The organism is Pseudomonas sp. MF08875, from assembly GCF_059862525.1.
In genome coordinates, this window is record NZ_JCBCUW010000001.1 from 20,488 (window position 1) to 34,724 (window position 14,237).

The 14,237-nt window shown below is 63.0% G+C and carries 16 protein-coding genes; 11 read left to right on the plus strand and 5 right to left on the minus strand.

All coding sequences use genetic code 11. The annotated features are described in order from the left end of the window. Positions 1-56 precede the first annotated feature (56 nt). A complete protein-coding gene (gene ygfZ, locus AC19YT_RS00125) occupies positions 57-998 on the plus strand; it encodes a CAF17-like 4Fe-4S cluster assembly/insertion protein YgfZ (RefSeq protein ID WP_095107170.1) in 942 nt (313 codons plus the stop codon). 36 nt (positions 999-1,034) lie between these two features. Then, positions 1,035-1,856 (plus strand): HDOD domain-containing protein, encoded by an 822-nt coding sequence (locus tag AC19YT_RS00130; protein ID WP_500609514.1) that lies wholly within the window; start codon positions 1,035-1,037, stop codon positions 1,854-1,856. On the opposite strand, the gene AC19YT_RS00135 is transcribed toward AC19YT_RS00130, so the two are convergent. Beyond that, a complete protein-coding gene (locus tag AC19YT_RS00135; protein ID WP_095107166.1) occupies positions 1,853-3,241 on the minus strand; it encodes a sensor histidine kinase in 1,389 nt (462 codons plus the stop codon). The two genes, AC19YT_RS00130 and AC19YT_RS00135, sit on opposite strands and share 4 nt — an antisense overlap. After that, on the minus strand, positions 3,234-3,905 hold the full coding sequence (locus AC19YT_RS00140; RefSeq protein ID WP_500599711.1) for a response regulator: 672 nt from the start codon (positions 3,903-3,905) through the stop codon (positions 3,234-3,236). The genes AC19YT_RS00135 and AC19YT_RS00140 overlap by 8 nt, the downstream gene beginning before the upstream one ends. A gap of 225 nt (positions 3,906-4,130) precedes the next feature. Here AC19YT_RS00140 and AC19YT_RS00145 point away from each other — a divergent pair, with 225 nt between their 5' ends. Genes AC19YT_RS00145 through AC19YT_RS00165 form a run of 5 tightly spaced genes read left to right on the plus strand, consistent with a single transcriptional unit; the run spans position 4,131 to position 8,336 of the window. Continuing rightward, entirely contained in the window at positions 4,131-4,259 is a 129-nt protein-coding gene (locus tag AC19YT_RS00145; RefSeq protein WP_256576518.1) for a hypothetical protein, read from the plus strand. A 44-nt stretch (positions 4,260-4,303) separates the two neighbouring features. Further along, positions 4,304-5,281 (plus strand): Bug family tripartite tricarboxylate transporter substrate binding protein, encoded by a 978-nt coding sequence (locus AC19YT_RS00150; RefSeq protein WP_095107162.1) that lies wholly within the window; start codon positions 4,304-4,306, stop codon positions 5,279-5,281. A 59-nt stretch (positions 5,282-5,340) separates the two neighbouring features. Next, on the plus strand, positions 5,341-5,799 hold the full coding sequence (locus AC19YT_RS00155) for a tripartite tricarboxylate transporter TctB family protein (protein WP_500599708.1): 459 nt from the start codon (positions 5,341-5,343) through the stop codon (positions 5,797-5,799). A gap of 1 nt (position 5,800) precedes the next feature. Next, positions 5,801-7,315, plus strand: a complete 1,515-nt coding sequence (locus AC19YT_RS00160) for a tripartite tricarboxylate transporter permease (RefSeq protein ID WP_500609515.1) — start codon at positions 5,801-5,803, stop codon at positions 7,313-7,315. Next, positions 7,308-8,336: an AbrB family transcriptional regulator gene (locus tag AC19YT_RS00165; RefSeq protein WP_500609516.1), complete on the plus strand. Its 1,029-nt coding sequence runs from the start codon at positions 7,308-7,310 to the stop codon at positions 8,334-8,336. Before AC19YT_RS00160 ends, AC19YT_RS00165 begins: the two co-directional genes overlap by 8 nt. 9 nt (positions 8,337-8,345) lie before the next feature. On the opposite strand, the gene ung is transcribed toward AC19YT_RS00165, so the two are convergent. Beyond that, the gene (ung, locus tag AC19YT_RS00170; protein ID WP_095107154.1) at positions 8,346-9,041 is read right to left on the minus strand and encodes a uracil-DNA glycosylase; all 696 of its coding nucleotides are present in this window, start codon (positions 9,039-9,041) and stop codon (positions 8,346-8,348) included. Positions 9,042-9,173: 132 nt separating this feature from the next. Between ung and dspII the strand changes: the two genes are divergently transcribed. Next, positions 9,174-10,286, plus strand: a complete 1,113-nt coding sequence (gene dspII / locus AC19YT_RS00175; protein WP_500609517.1) for an enoyl-CoA hydratase/isomerase DspII — start codon at positions 9,174-9,176, stop codon at positions 10,284-10,286. 90 nt (positions 10,287-10,376) lie between these two features. On the opposite strand, the gene AC19YT_RS00180 is transcribed toward dspII, so the two are convergent. Beyond that, a complete protein-coding gene (locus AC19YT_RS00180; RefSeq protein WP_500609518.1) occupies positions 10,377-10,796 on the minus strand; it encodes a hypothetical protein in 420 nt (139 codons plus the stop codon). Positions 10,797-10,974: 178 nt separating this feature from the next. Beyond that, a complete protein-coding gene (locus AC19YT_RS00185) occupies positions 10,975-11,424 on the minus strand; it encodes a DUF3757 domain-containing protein (RefSeq protein ID WP_500609519.1) in 450 nt (149 codons plus the stop codon). A gap of 274 nt (positions 11,425-11,698) precedes the next feature. Between AC19YT_RS00185 and AC19YT_RS00190 the strand changes: the two genes are divergently transcribed. Genes AC19YT_RS00190 through AC19YT_RS00200 form a run of 3 tightly spaced genes read left to right on the plus strand, consistent with a single transcriptional unit; the run spans position 11,699 to position 14,123 of the window. After that, positions 11,699-13,186, plus strand: coding sequence for a sensor domain-containing diguanylate cyclase (locus AC19YT_RS00190; RefSeq protein ID WP_095107146.1), 1,488 nt, complete (start codon positions 11,699-11,701; stop codon positions 13,184-13,186). Then, entirely contained in the window at positions 13,179-13,397 is a 219-nt protein-coding gene (locus AC19YT_RS00195) for a cysteine-rich CWC family protein (RefSeq protein WP_500599701.1), read from the plus strand. The genes AC19YT_RS00190 and AC19YT_RS00195 overlap by 8 nt, the downstream gene beginning before the upstream one ends. A gap of 33 nt (positions 13,398-13,430) precedes the next feature. Continuing rightward, complete coding sequence (locus tag AC19YT_RS00200; RefSeq protein WP_500609520.1) at positions 13,431-14,123, plus strand: pseudouridine synthase; 693 nt, start codon at positions 13,431-13,433, stop codon at positions 14,121-14,123. Positions 14,124-14,237: the final 114 nt, after the last annotated feature.

The following is a 14,237-nucleotide window of genomic DNA, read 5'->3' on the forward strand; positions in this document are numbered from 1 at the left end:
CATTTCCAGGGCGCCCCCTTATGATGTGCCCCAGACTTTTTACCCTGCGATGACCCATGGCCGATTCCGCTTTTTTCTGCACGCTGTCCCATGAAGGTGTCCTGGCTGTTCGCGGCTCGGACGCGGCCAAGTTCCTGCAAGGCCAGTTAACCTGCAACCTCGATTACCTGAGCCAAAGCCACGCCAGCCTGGGCGCGCGCTGCACGCAAAAGGGCCGCATGCAATCGAGCTTTCGCATCCTGCTTGAAGGGGATGGCTGCCTGCTGGCCATGGCCCGCGAGCTGGTGGAGCCACAACTGGCGGACCTGAAGAAATACGCCGTGTTCTCCAAATCCAAATTGACCGACGAAAGCGCTGCCTGGGTGCGTTTTGGCCTGAACGACGGCGATGCCGCGCTGCGCGCCCTGGGCCTGGACCTGCCGGCCGAGACTGACGCCGTCGTCCGCGCCAATGGCTTGATCGCCGTGCGCGTCTCCCCAGCCCGCGCCGAGTTGTGGGCGGCGGCGCAACAGGCCGAGGCGTTGCACCAGACCCTCGCCACCCACCTGCCCGAGGGCGATCTCAACGCCTGGCTGCTGGGGCAGGTGCGGGCCGGCATCGGCCAGGTCATGGCCGCCACCCGCGAACTGTTCATCCCGCAGATGCTCAACCTGCAAGCCGTGGGCGGCGTGAGCTTCAAGAAGGGCTGCTACACCGGCCAGGAAATCGTCGCGCGCATGCAGTACCTGGGCAAACTCAAGCGCCGCCTCTATCGCCTGGCCCTGGACGCCAGCGTCCTGCCCGAGCCCGGCACGCCGCTCTTTGCGCCCAGCCACGCCAGCTCCATCGGTGAAGTGGTGATTGCCGCACGCAGCGCAACCGGCATGGAACTATTGGCCGTGCTACAGGCCGAAGCCGCTGAAGCGGGCGATATTCACCTGGCCACCCTCGAAGGCCCGGCCCTGCACCTGCTCGACCTGCCTTACTCTCTGGATCGCGACCGTGAAATCCAGCGTTAAGCGCAGCACCTTTTTGCAACACCCTAGAGAGCAGAAATGAGCAAGCTGGCAGAAAAAGTCCAACGGGATCTGGTGGCCGCCATCGACAACGATGACCTGGTCCTACCAACACTGCCGGAGGTGGCCCTGGGCATACGCAAGGCCGCCGAAGACCCGGAAATCAGCGTCAGCACCCTGAGCAAAGTGATCGGCCGCGACACCGCCCTGTCGGCACGCCTTATCAAAGTGGTCAACAGCCCTCTGCTACGGGCCACCCAGGAAGTCACCGACCTGCACACCGCGATCACGCGCCTGGGCGTCAACTACAGCAGCAACCTGGCCATTGGCCTGGTGATGGAGCAGATCTTCCACGCCCGTTCCGAGGTGGTAGAGCAGAAAATGCGCGAAGTCTGGCGCCGCAGCCTGGAAGTGGCGGGCGTCAGCTACGCCCTGTGTCGCAGCCACAGCCAACTGATGCCGGACCAAGCGGCCCTCGGTGGTTTGGTACACCAAATCGGCGTGCTGCCGATTCTCACTTACGCCGAAGACCACTATGAGCTGCTGTCCGACCCGGTCAGCCTCAACCACGTGATCGAACACATCCACCCGTTGCTGGGGGACAAACTGCTCAGTGTTTGGGAATTCCCGGAACGGCTGGTGAAGCTGCCCGGCCTGTACCAGGATTTCACCCGCCAATCCTTGCAACTGGATTACGTCGACCTGGTGCAAGTGGCCACGCTCTACTGCCACCGGGGCACCCGGCACCCATTGGCGCGGCTCGACCTGCAGGAAGTTCCGGCGTTCCGCAAACTGGACCTTGACCTGGACAACCCCACCTTGTGCCTCGACCTGGAAGAATCCCGGTCGATGTTTTACTAGGCGCCAGCAATAAAACTTACCCGCACCTTCAGCCCGCCCCCCGCACCGTCGTGCAGGCTGATTTGCGCCAGGTGTGCGCGGCAGATCTCCCCGACAATCGCCAGCCCCAGGCCCGAACCGGCGCCTTGGGCGCTGCGTCGGTAAAAGCGCTCGAACACCCGGCCGCGTTCCTCGCGGGGGATGCCCGGGCCATCGTCTTCCACCTCCAGCACACCCGGTGCGGCGACGCGCAAAATCACGTTGCCACCCGCAGGCGTGTGGGCCAACGCGTTATCCACCAGGTTGCTGAGCAACTCGTTGAGCAGCGTCGGCTCGCCGAGCAACCACACCGGCTCATCGGCCTCCAGCGCCAGGGCCACACCCCGGGCATGCGCCAGGGGCGCCATGGCCATGCCCAGTTCCCGCGCCAATTGGCTCAGGTCCAGACGCTGGGCACCGCCCTCGGCAATCGCCCGCGCACCGTTTTCGATCCGCGCCAGGGACAGCAACTGGTTGGCCAAGTGGGTCAAGCGATCCGTGCCCTGGGCCGCGCTTTCCAGGGTCAGGCGCCAGGTTTGCGGGTCACTGGCACGCAGGCCCAGCTCCAAGCGCGCCTTGAGCGCCGCCAGGGGCGTGCGCAACTCGTGGGCGGCGTCGGCGATGAACTGCGCCTGGCGCTCGAACTGCCCGCGCAAACGCTCGGTGAAGTGGTTCAGCGCCCGCACCAAAGGCCACAGCTCATGCTGCACCTGCACCAACGGCAGTGGCCGCAGGTCATCGGGCTGGCGTTCTTCCACCGCCGTGCGCAAGCGCTCCAATGGGCGCAACGCGGCACTGACGGCAAACCACACCAACAGCAGCGCGCCCATGGCCAGCATGCCCAACCGCAACAGGGTGTCGGCCATCAGGCTGCGGGCCATGCTCACCCGCGCCTCGTCGGTTTCCGCGACGCGGATTTCCGCCATACCGTTCATGTTCGGCTCGATCACGGCCTTGAGCAGGCTCACCACCCGCACGTTCTGCCCCTGATAGGTGGCGTTGTAGAAGCGTGCCAGGGCCGGGTAATCATCTGTGCGCGGCGTACCCGGTGGCGGGCCGGGCAGGTTTTCGTAGCCGGAGATAAGTTTTTGGTGGATGTCGTTGACCTGGTAGTAGATGCGCCCGGCACTGTCGTAGGCGAAGGTGTCGAGGGCCACATAGGGCACATCGGCGCTCAGGCTGCCGTCGCGCTGGGACAGGCCCGCAGCGATGGTCCGCGCCGAGGCCAGCAGGGTGCGATCGTAGGCAGTGTCCGCCGCCTCGCGGCCGTTCCAATAGGCGCTCAAGCCGCTGGCCACCATCAACACCACCAGCAGCAGGGCCAGGTTCCACAACAAGCGCCAACGCAGGCTGCTGGGCTTATGCATCGCGGCTTTCCAGCAGGTAGCCAAGCCCCCGGAAGGTGACAATAACCACCGGGTGGCCATCGAGTTTCTTGCGCAAGCGATGCACGTAGATTTCGATGGCGTCGGGGCTGGCCTCTTCGTCCAGGCCGAACACCTGGGAGGCCAGTTGTTCCTTGCTCATCACCCGGCCCGGGCGGGCAATCAGGGCTTCGAGCACCGCTTGTTCGCGGGAAGTGAGCGTCAGCAGTTCCTCGCCCAGGGTGAAGCGCCGGGTGTCCAGGTCATAGACCAACGCCCCGCAGCGTTGCTGGCGTTCGCCACCGAGCACGGTTCGGCGCAGCAGGGCCTTGACCCGCGCTTCCAGTTCGGTGAGTTCAAACGGCTTGGCCAGGTAATCATCGGCCCCCAGGTTGAGGCCGTGGACCCGATCCTTGACGTCGCTGCGGGCGGTGAGCATCAGCACCGGTAGGTTTTTGCCCCGGGCGCGCAACCGCGCCAGCACCTCGAAACCATCCATGCGCGGCAGGCCCACGTCCAGGATTGCCACCGCGTAGTCTTCGCTGCCCAGGGCCAGGTCGGCGGCCACCCCATCGTGCAGCACATCCACCGTCAGGCCGGTGCTTTTCAAGGCCTGGGCGACGCTTTCAGCTAACTGCAGGTGGTCTTCGACGAGCAGGACACGCATGGATCTGTACCTCATTCAGGAAGGGTCGGCGCCACTCTTGGGCGCGGAGTTTACAGGCGCATCCGATGCTGTGAAGGCAAAAAAAACCTGAAAGGTTAGCGAAAGGTTGGCCCGCTAGAGTCCCGCCACGGACAGTTTCGGCCGCGGTACGCGGTCAAGCGTAGTTCCCCGAAAAACGCCCCGATGCGTTTTCGACAATAAGAACAATAAATGGAGTGTTCCACGATGCGGTCAGCACAGCCCCGTCTTCGTCCGCCCACCCGATTCCTGCGCAACGCCACCTACCGCTCCCTCTGTTCATCCCGCGGCGCCGATGACATGCGCCTGCTGGTCAGCTACAGCGTTGTGCTCTGATAAGCCCCGTCACACCCATAACAACAACTCCCTTGGAGACCACCATGCCCCTATCCCTGCGTCAATGTGCCCTGGCCGTCGGTTGCCTGCTGTTTACCGGCCAGTTGCTGGCCGAACCCAAGCGCCCGGAATGTATCGCCCCCGCCTCCCCCGGCGGCGGCTTCGACCTGACCTGCAAACTGGTGCAAAGCGCCCTGGTCAACGAAAAACTCCTGAGCAAACCCATGCGCGTCACCTACATGCCCGGCGGCGTGGGCGCGGTGGCCTATAACGCGGTGGTGGCCCAGCGCCCGGCCGATGCCGGCACGTTGGTGGCCTGGTCCAGCGGCTCCTTGCTGAACCTGGCCCAGGGCAAGTTCGGCCGTTTCGATGAAACCCACGTGCGCTGGCTCGCAGCGGTGGGCACCAGCTACGGCGCCATCGCGGTGAGAAGCGACTCGCCCTACAAGCGCCTCGACGATTTGGTCCAGGCCCTGAAAAAAGACCCGAGCAAAGTGGTGATAGGCTCCGGCGGCACCGTCGGCAGCCAGGACTGGATGCAAACCGCGCTAATCGCCAAGGCCGCCGGGATCAACCCACGCGACCTGCGCTACGTGGCCCTCGAAGGCGGCGGCGAGATCGCCACCGCATTGCTGGGCGGGCACATCCAGGTCGGTAGCACCGATATTTCCGACTCCATGCCCCACATCCTGAGCGGCGACATGCGCCTGCTGGCAGTGTTCGCCGAACAACGCCTGGACGAACCGGAAATGAAAGACATTCCCACCGCCAAGGAGCAGGGCTACGACATCGTCTGGCCCGTGGTGCGCGGCTTCTACCTGGGGCCGAAAGTCAGCGACGAAGACTACGCCTGGTGGAAAGACGCCTTCGACAAAATGCTGGCCTCCACTGACTTCGCCACGCTGCGCGACCAACGCGAGCTGTTCCCATTCGCCCTGACCGGCCCGGAACTGGACACCTACGTGAAAAAGCAGGTCGCCGACTACAAAGTCCTGGCCAAAGAGTTCGGCCTGATCCAGTGATCGCCTCTTTCTAGCGGCCGCGCGCCCCGAGCAACGGGCGCGCGGCCCAGGAGTTCCCCATGCTGTTACAACGTATCTTCGCCGGCGCACTGCTGTTGGCGTGCCTGGGTTTGGCCCTCATGGCCTGGCCCTATCAGGCGGCTTTTTCCTACGAACCTGTCGGCCCAAGGGCCTTTCCCCTGCTGATGCTGGGCCTGATGGGCCTGGCGCTGCTTTATATGCTGTTTCGCCCCACACCCATCGTGCACAGCGAGGACGAACCGCCTCTGGACCGCGAAACCCTACAAAAAATCGGCCTGTGCGTCGCGTTGCTGCTGCTCTTCGCCAGCTTGTTCGAGCCCCTGGGCTTCATCCTCAGCAGCATGCTGATCGGCATTCCCATGGCACGCCTGTATGGCGGCCGCTGGCTGCCTGCCATCGCGGTGACCACCCTGATGAGCGTTGGCCTCTACCTGCTGTTCGACACGTTGATGGACGTGCCGCTGCCCCTGGGCCTGCTGGCCGTCCTGGAGAACTGATATGGATACTTTCAGCTACTTGGGCCAGGGCTTCGGCGTGGCGCTGAGCCCCTACAACCTGGTCACCGCGCTGTGCGGCACCCTGATCGGCACCGTGGTTGGCCTGTTGCCGGGCCTGGGCCCTATCAATGGCGTGGCGCTGTTGATCCCCATCGCCTTCGCCCTCGGCCTGCCGCCGGAGTCGGCGCTGATCCTGCTGGCCGCCGTGTACCTGGGCTGCGAGTACGGCGGGCGCATCAGCTCGATCCTGCTCAACATCCCCGGCGAAGCCTCCACCGTGATGACCACCCTCGACGGCTACCCGATGGCGCGCAAAGGCATGGCCGGTGTGGCGCTGTCACTGTCGGCCTGGAGCTCGTTCATTGGCGCATTCATCGCCACCTGCGGCATGGTGTTGTTCGCCCCGCTGCTGGCGAAATGGGCGATTGCCTTCGGCCCCGCGGAATACTTCGTGCTGATGGTGTTCGCCATCGTCTGCCTGGGAGGCATGGCCGGTGATCGACCGCTCAAGACCTTTATCGCGGCGCTGATCGGGCTGTTTCTGTCAACGGTGGGGATCGATGCCAACAGCGGTGTGTACCGTTTCACTGGCGACAATGTCCACCTCACCGACGGCATTCAGTTCGTGGTGCTGGTGCTGGGCCTGTTCTCCATCAGCGAAATCCTCCTGTTGCTGGAGAAAACCCACCGTGGCCAGGAAGCGGTCAAGGCCACCGGGCGGATGCTGTTCAACCTCAAGGAAGCCTCGGCGGTGTTCGCGGTGAACGTGCGCTGCGGCCTCCTGGGTTTCATCATGGGCGTGTTGCCCGGTGCGGGCGCGACGCTGGCCAGCGCCGTGGCCTACATGACCGAGAAACGCATCGCCGGCGCCAAGGGCACTTTTGGCCAAGGCGACATGCGCGGCCTCGCCGCCCCGGAAACCGCCATCGGCGCCTCGGCCTGTGGCGCGCTGGTGCCGATGCTGACCCTGGGCGTACCGGGCTCGGGCACCACTGCGGTGATGATCGGCGCCCTGTCGCTGTACAACATCACCCCCGGCCCGCTGTTGTTCCAGCAGCAACCGGACATCGTCTGGGGCCTGATCGCCTCCTTGTTCATCGCCAACATCATGCTGGTGATCCTCAACATCCCAATGATCCGCCTCTTTACCCGCATCCTCGCCGTACCGAACTGGGCGCTGGTGCCGGTGATCGCGATCATTACCGGGATCGGCGTCTACGCCGTGCACGCCACCACTTTCGACCTGTTCCTGATGGTGGCCATCGGCATCTTCGGCTACATCCTGCGCAAGCTGGATTTCCCGCTCTCGCCAGTGCTGCTGGGGTTCATCCTCGGCGGGCTGATGGAGCAGAACCTGCGCCGGGCGCTGTCAATTTCCGACAGCGCGCTGGAAATCCTCTGGTCGAGCCCGATCACCTTTGGGGTCTGGGTGCTGACCGCCATCATGCTGCTGGTGCCGCTGTTGCGTATCTGGCGCAAACGCGCCCTGCAACGGCGCCTTATCGCCGATGTCTGAGCGGGCCTTTAAAGCCTGGTGGGGCACGCCATTGGTGGGCCTGGCGGGCGGCTACCTCGCCAGCCTGGTCGGCTGGCCGCTGCCGTGGATGGTCGGTTCGTTGCTGGCGATCATCCTGGTGCGCTGCCTCACCCCCTGGCAGTTAGCGGAAGTTCCCGGCGGGCGCAAATGCGGGCAATGGATTGTCGGCATCGGCATTGGCCTGCACTTCACCCCGGTGGTGATCGAGCAGGTGATGAGCCACTTCGGCCTGATCTTCTTCGGTGCGTTGGTGACCAGCCTGTCCAGCGTGGTCGGGGTCTGGTTGCTGCGCCGCACCGGCGAAGACCGCGCCACTGCGTTCTTCTCCAGCATGCCGGGCGGTTCCGGCGAGATGGTCAACCTCGGCGCCCGCAACGGCGCCGTGCTCAGCCGCGTCGCCGCGGGGCAAAGCTTACGGGTACTGGTGGTGGTGCTCTGTGTGCCGGCTGCCTTCAAGTACCTGTTGGGTGACGGCGTACCGCTGCTGCACCCGGCCACTGTCGATTGGCGCTGGCTGGCCGTGTTGTTCCCGGCGGGCGCCCTGCTCGCCTGGTCCTGGCAACGCCTGCGCCAGCCCAACCCCTGGCTGTTCGGGCCGTTACTGGTGAGCGCGGCGGTCAGTATCGGTTGGGATCTGCACATCGGTTTGCCCGACGGCGGCAGCCAAGTCGGCCAATGGCTGATCGGCAGTGGCCTGGGTTGCCACTTCAACCGTCAGTTTTTTCGCCGCGCCCCGTCGTTCATGGGCCGCACCCTGGTCGGCACGGCGCTGACCATGCTCATCGCCACCCTCGCAGCCCTGGGCCTGAGCGCCCTGACCCACCTGGACCTGCGCTCCCTGACCCTGGGCATGATGCCCGGCGGTATTGCGGAAATGAGCCTCACCGCCGAAACCCTGCAACTGTCGGTGCCTCTGGTCACTGCGATGCAGGTCATGCGCTTGTTGTTCGTGCTGTTTCTGGCCGAGCCGCTGTTCCGCCACTGGAACCGTCAGGACTGAGCCAAACCCTCACACGACGAGCGGCAAACGCCACTCGATCGGCGCCTCGCCATTCTGCTCCAGGTACTTGTTAGTGCGGCTGAAGTGCCCGCAGCCGAGAAAACCGCGATAGGCCGACAACGGCGACGGGTGCACGGAGGTCAGCACCAAATGCTTGGTGGCGTCGATCAGTTTCTGCTTGCTCTGGGCATGGGCGCCCCACAACAAGAACACCAGGTGCGGCTGGTGCTCGCTGACAATCTCGATCACCCGGTCGGTAAAAAACTGCCAACCCTTACCCGCATGGGCGTTGGCGGTCGCCCGTTCCACGGTCATGGTGGTGTTGAGCATCAGCACGCCCTGGTCGGCCCAACTTTGCAGGTAGCCGTGGCTGGGGATGTCGATGTTCAGGTCGCGCTTGAGCTCTTTATAGATATTGACCAGCGACGGCGGCGCCGGTACGCCCGGTTGCACCGAAAAGCACAGGCCATGGGCCTGGCCGGGGCCGTGGTAGGGATCCTGGCCGAGGATCACCACTTTGACTTTGTCCAAAGGCGTGGAATTGAGCGCATTGAAGATCATCGGACCCGGCGGGTAAATCTCCTTGCCCGCGGCATGTTCGCGGCGCAGAAACTCGCGCAGTTCGGCCATATAGGGTTGGTCGAACTCGGCGCGCAGGGCCTCCTTCCAGCTCGGTTCCAGTTTGATGCGGTCGTCGGAAGTCATGGCAAGGGTCCAGAAAAAACAATGGCGGCACCCTAGGAAAGCTCACAGCGCTTGTCAATTGATCTAACGCAGAACCGGCACTTTCCTACACAGCGATCATACTGAACGCTCAAATTCCCGATTGAGGTCACGATGAACCTGCACTTTGAAGAGCTGACCGGCACCGACGGCGCACGCATCGGCATCGCCAGCCTGGACGCCGAAAAGTCCCTCAACGCCCTCTCCCTGCCGATGATCCTGGGCTTGAGCGAACGCCTGGACGCCTGGGCCAAGGACCCGCAAATCGTCTGCGTATTGCTGCGCGGCAACGGCGCCAAGGCCTTCTGCGCGGGCGGTGAAGTGCGCAGCCTGGTGCAAGCCTGCCGCGCCCAGCCCGGTGAAGTGCCGCCCCTGGCTGCGCGATTCTTTGCCGCCGAGTACCGCCTCGACTATGGCCTGCACACCTACCCCAAACCGTTGATCGCCTGGGGCCACGGCTACGTGCTGGGCGGCGGCATGGGGCTGCTGCAAGGCGCCAACATCCGCATCGTCACCCCCAGCAGTCGCCTGGCGATGCCGGAAATCAGCATCGGCCTGTACCCGGATGTGGGTGCCAGTTGGTTTCTCTCGCGCCTGCCCGGCAAGCTCGGTTTGTTCCTCGGCCTGACCGGCGCGCACCTGAACGGCCGCGACGCCCTCGACCTGGACCTGGCCGACCGCTTCTTGCTGGATGAACAACAGGAAGCGTTGATCGAAGGGCTGCTGCAACTCAACTGGCAGGAACAGACGCCTATGCAGCTCAACAGCCTACTCAAGGCCCTGCAACAAGAAGCCAGCGCGCAGGTGCCCGCCGGCCAGTGGCTGGCCCGGCGTGGGGAGATCGATCAATGGCTGGATGTCAGCGACGTGCAAGGTGCCTGGCGGGCCATCAGCCAACTGCGCGACCACCCCGACCCGCTACTGGCCCGCGCCGCCAAGACCATGACCGAAGGCTGCCCGCTGACCGCGCATCTGGTGTGGGAGCAAATTGCCAGGGCACGGCATTTGTCGTTGGCCCAGGTATTCCAGATGGAATACAGCTTGAGCCTCAACTGCTGCCGTCATCCCGAGTTCAGCGAAGGCGTGCGGGCCCGGCTGATCGACAAGGACCAGACGCCCCATTGGCACTGGCCCGATATCAACGGCATTCCCCCAGCCGTGATCGAGGCGCATTTTCACAAGGCTTGGGAAGGCAGGCATCCGCTGGCGGATTTATCTGAGTATTGACGCTCATGACCCCAAGACGACGGAGGGAGCGAGCAAGCTCGCCCCCTCCGGCTCAACGTTTTAAGTAACGGTAATAGGCTAGGACAAGCCTCAGCGGTTGTGCCCGCCACGGTGACCGCGATCACCCCGCCCATCACGCTCGCCGCGGTTGTGGCCTCTGTCGTGGCCGCGGTTGCCATGCTCGGCGCGCTCATCGCGCCCGCGATAGTCACCCCGCGGGCCGCGGTGCTGGTCCCAGCCGCGATTGGGGTAGGCGCGGTAGGCCATGCGTGGTGCAGGCTGGTAGTAGCGCGGAGCCGATTGGTAATAACGAGGCGCCGAGTAATAACGCGGGGCCGGGCTGTAATAGCGATTGCGATCCTGGTAGTAACTCCCGCCACCGTAGTAATAGGCCGGTGCCGGCGTGCTGTAGACCTCGGAACGGTAGTACGTCGACCCTCCATCGTAGTAAGGCGTGCACGCAGCAAGAGACAGACCCAGCACAACAATCAGAAGAATTCGGCGATACATGGCGGCCTCCTGGACCGCTGATGGGCCATGCCAGCGACGCTGGTTGGCGTCAGCCGGCAAATACACCGACTGACGAAATATCTGACAACAAAAACGGAATCTGGTGCCATTCAGCAACACCCGAATACAAACGAGGGTACCCGGGTGGCTGCCTGGCGGTTGCGGTTATCCGCGCGAATTATTGTTCGACATCACTGAAGGCACAGTCGCCCGGTGCCTGGTTGGTGCATTCATACAACACCAAGCCAATCTCGGTGGTAACTTGCTTCCACTTATCCAGGTTCCTCAGCTGTACTAAAACATCAGAACTTTCGTTCGGGCGATAACGCATATTCAAGCCTTCACCATTACCCACTTTATATTGGCAATAGCCCACAGTGCCCACTGTTCCACTGGCATTGTTACTGGGGTAGAACACTCCATTCTCAAACGACACCACTTTTTGGTTTTGCACTGCCGACGGGCTGAGCACGCCAAGCCACTCGCCTTTGGCACTGGCCGTAGTTGCCGTGTAGATGCCGTACTTACCGGTGATATCCGCCGGTGCAGGGCAGCTTTCAAAACTAACGGCCCACGAACTCATGGAAAAAAACAATGGTGCCGCGGCAACAAGAAATTTCATTTTCATAACTAACCCCTGATAGTCGTTAATTAAGTCCGCCTGTTTCGATTCCTTGCGAATACGTTTACAGCGGACAGTGATGAGACTATCGGGCATTAGTAATTTAACAATGGGACTTTCTGTAGGCTTAATCCCAAACAACAATAAGAACAATGCCAGGCAACTCGTTACTCCCCCCCTTCCCGGCTTTGCAGCAGCGCAAGGCGGCCGAAAATGCCTCCATCATTTACCCTCGGTGCCACTAGAATGCACCCATCAGGTCTCTAGCCATGGAATCGCTATGCCGCTTCGTTCTGCGCTCTACTCCCAACGCGGGTTGGTCACCACCCTTATCGCTCTGCTGGGCTGTGGCTTCCTCGCCACTTCGCTACTGAGTTACTACGCCTCGCGGGCCTCCATTCGCGACAACATCGTCAACACCGAACTGCCCCTGACCTCCGACACCGTCTACTCGGAAATCCAGAAGGATTTGGTACGGCCCATCCTGATTTCCTCGATGATGGCCCGCGACACCTTCATGCGCGATTGGGTGATGGCCGGCGAGCGCGAGCCGGGGCAGATGACCCGCTACCTCAACGAAGTGATGACCCACTACGGCGCATACACCGCGTTCTTCGTCTCCAACAGCAGCCTGACCTACTACCAGGCCAAGGGCGTGCTGAAGAAAATCGCCGTCGATGAGCCCCGCGATGCCTGGTACTTCCGCGTGCGCGACATGGCCACGCCCTACGAGATCAACGTTGACCTGGACATGGCCAACCAGGACAGCCTGACGTTCTTCATCAACTACAAAGTCTACGACTACGCGAACCAGTTCATCGGCGCCGCTGGTGTGGGCCTGACCGTCGATGCGGTGATAAAACTGATCGACACCTACCAGCAGCGCTACCAGCGCAGCGTGTACTTCGTCGACACCACGGGACGGCTCGTGCTCACCGGTGCCGACGGTGGCCCGCAAGGCGCGCGCGCCGGGCAATCGCTGCATGACCTGGAAAGCCTCAAAGACCTGCTGGCCAAACTGCCCAAGCCCCACAGTGGCAGTTATGAATACTCGGCCCAAGGCCAGGAGCACTTTCTTAATGTGCGTTTTATTCCTGAACTGAACTGGTATCTGTTCGTCGACAAGCGCGAAGACAGCGCCCTGGGCGAGATCCGCCAGTCGCTGTACCTGAACCTGCTGATCTGCCTGATCGTCACGCTCATCGTGCTGGCGCTGCTTAACCGCGTGGTCAACCGTTACCAACGGCGGATCGAGACCCAGGCTACCCTCGACAGCCTCACCGACCTACCCAACCGCCGTGGCTTCGACCTGCTGGCCGCGCAAGCGCTGCACGAAGCTCAGCGCGAGCCCAAGCCCCTGGCCGCGATGCTGCTGGACCTTGACCATTTCAAACGCCTGAACGACACCTACGGCCACCTCGCCGGCGATAAGGTGCTGGCCGGTTTCTCCCGAGACCTGGAAAGCTGCCTGCGCCAATCCGACATCATCTGCCGCTGGGGCGGTGAAGAATTCATCGTGCTGCTCAAAGACACCGACGGCCAGGATGGCCTGATGATTGCCGAAAAAATTCGCACGCGCATCGAAGAACAACGCTACGACTATCAGGGGCAAACCCTGCAAATAACCGTCAGTATCGGCCTCACCACCCTGCAACCCGACGACACCCTGCACAGCTTGCTGTCCCGGGCCGATCAGGCGATGTACCGGGCCAAACAGACGGGCCGCAACCGCACCTGCGTAGAAATGCCTCACTCAAGCTATGAATAAACCCGAACTGTGCCCGGCCTGCGGCGCCCGCAACGGCTGCACCCTGGCCGACCCGCGTAGCGCCGACCAGGCCTGCTGGTGCTACAGCGTCAGCATCGACCCGCGCGTGCTGCAGGCCTTGCCCCCCGAACTGCGTAACGCCGCGTGCCTGTGCCCGCGCTGCGCGCAAGTCGACGCGCAGTTGCAGGCAGCGGCCCCGGCCGTGGAGTAACATGCGCGCCCCATTCGCCGCCCGCCGATAGCCATGCGCCTCGATCGCTTTCTCAGCAACCTGCCCTGCTTCAACCGCAAACAGGTGCGCCTGCTGCTGGCAGAACGCCGCGTGCAGGTGGACGGGCACACCGTCAGCGACCCCCACCATGACGTGCGCGAGTTCAGCCGGGTCGAATGCGATGGCCAGTTGCTGCAAGCTGCAACGCCCGCGCGCTATCTAATGCTGCACAAGCCCAAGGGCTGCGTCAGCGCCACCCGCGACCCAGAGCACAAAACCGTCCTGGACCTGATCGCCGCACCGGACAAGCACCAACTGCACATCGCCGGGCGCCTGGACTTCAACACCACCGGCCTGATGCTACTGACCAATGATGGCACTTGGTCGCGGCGCCTGACCCAGCCGCAGACCAAACTGGCCAAGGTCTATTACGTCGAAACCGAGCAAGACATCGGCCCGCACTACGCACAGATATTCGCCGCCGGCCTGTACTTTGCCTTTGAAAACCTCACCACCCAACCCGCCGAACTCCAAGTGCTGGGCCCCAGGACCGCACGCCTGAGCATCGTCGAAGGCCGCTACCATCAGGTCAAACGCATGTTCGGCCACTTCGACAACAAGGTTCTGCGCCTGCATCGCGAAGCCATGGGGCCGCTGGTGCTTGACCCGGCCCTGGCGCCGGGCCAGTACCGTGCCTTAACCCCGGATGAAATCCAGCAGATCTGAAGTCGGCCCTGCAGGTTGCAGGACAATGGCCATTCGGTACTTGCGGGTTGCCCGATGCCCTGCTTGAATCAAACGGTCGGCCGTAACATGACCGCACAGTCACAAGCCACTTCC

Bases quoted from the DNA above. Each gene is read 5' to 3' on its own strand.
- AC19YT_RS00185 (WP_500609519.1), bottom strand. From the start codon at position 11,424: ATGAAAATGAAATTTCTTGTTGCCGCGGCACCATTGTTTTTTTCCATG.
- AC19YT_RS00130 (WP_500609514.1), top strand. From the start codon at position 1,035: ATGAGCAAGCTGGCAGAAAAAGTCCAACGGGATCTGGTGGCCGCCATC.
- AC19YT_RS00165 (WP_500609516.1), top strand. From the start codon at position 7,308: ATGTCTGAGCGGGCCTTTAAAGCCTGGTGGGGCACGCCATTGGTGGGC.
- AC19YT_RS00160 (WP_500609515.1), top strand. From the start codon at position 5,801: ATGGATACTTTCAGCTACTTGGGCCAGGGCTTCGGCGTGGCGCTGAGC.
- AC19YT_RS00190 (WP_095107146.1), top strand. From the start codon at position 11,699: ATGCCGCTTCGTTCTGCGCTCTACTCCCAACGCGGGTTGGTCACCACC.
- ung (WP_095107154.1), bottom strand. From the start codon at position 9,041: ATGACTTCCGACGACCGCATCAAACTGGAACCGAGCTGGAAGGAGGCC.
- AC19YT_RS00195 (WP_500599701.1), top strand. From the start codon at position 13,179: ATGAATAAACCCGAACTGTGCCCGGCCTGCGGCGCCCGCAACGGCTGC.
- AC19YT_RS00155 (WP_500599708.1), top strand. From the start codon at position 5,341: ATGCTGTTACAACGTATCTTCGCCGGCGCACTGCTGTTGGCGTGCCTG.
- AC19YT_RS00140 (WP_500599711.1), bottom strand. From the start codon at position 3,905: ATGCGTGTCCTGCTCGTCGAAGACCACCTGCAGTTAGCTGAAAGCGTC.
- AC19YT_RS00180 (WP_500609518.1), bottom strand. From the start codon at position 10,796: ATGTATCGCCGAATTCTTCTGATTGTTGTGCTGGGTCTGTCTCTTGCT.
- AC19YT_RS00150 (WP_095107162.1), top strand. From the start codon at position 4,304: ATGCCCCTATCCCTGCGTCAATGTGCCCTGGCCGTCGGTTGCCTGCTG.
- AC19YT_RS00145 (WP_256576518.1), top strand. From the start codon at position 4,131: ATGCGGTCAGCACAGCCCCGTCTTCGTCCGCCCACCCGATTCCTGCGC.
- AC19YT_RS00135 (WP_095107166.1), bottom strand. From the start codon at position 3,241: ATGCATAAGCCCAGCAGCCTGCGTTGGCGCTTGTTGTGGAACCTGGCC.
- AC19YT_RS00200 (WP_500609520.1), top strand. From the start codon at position 13,431: ATGCGCCTCGATCGCTTTCTCAGCAACCTGCCCTGCTTCAACCGCAAA.
- dspII (WP_500609517.1), top strand. From the start codon at position 9,174: ATGAACCTGCACTTTGAAGAGCTGACCGGCACCGACGGCGCACGCATC.
- ygfZ (WP_095107170.1), top strand. From the start codon at position 57: ATGGCCGATTCCGCTTTTTTCTGCACGCTGTCCCATGAAGGTGTCCTG.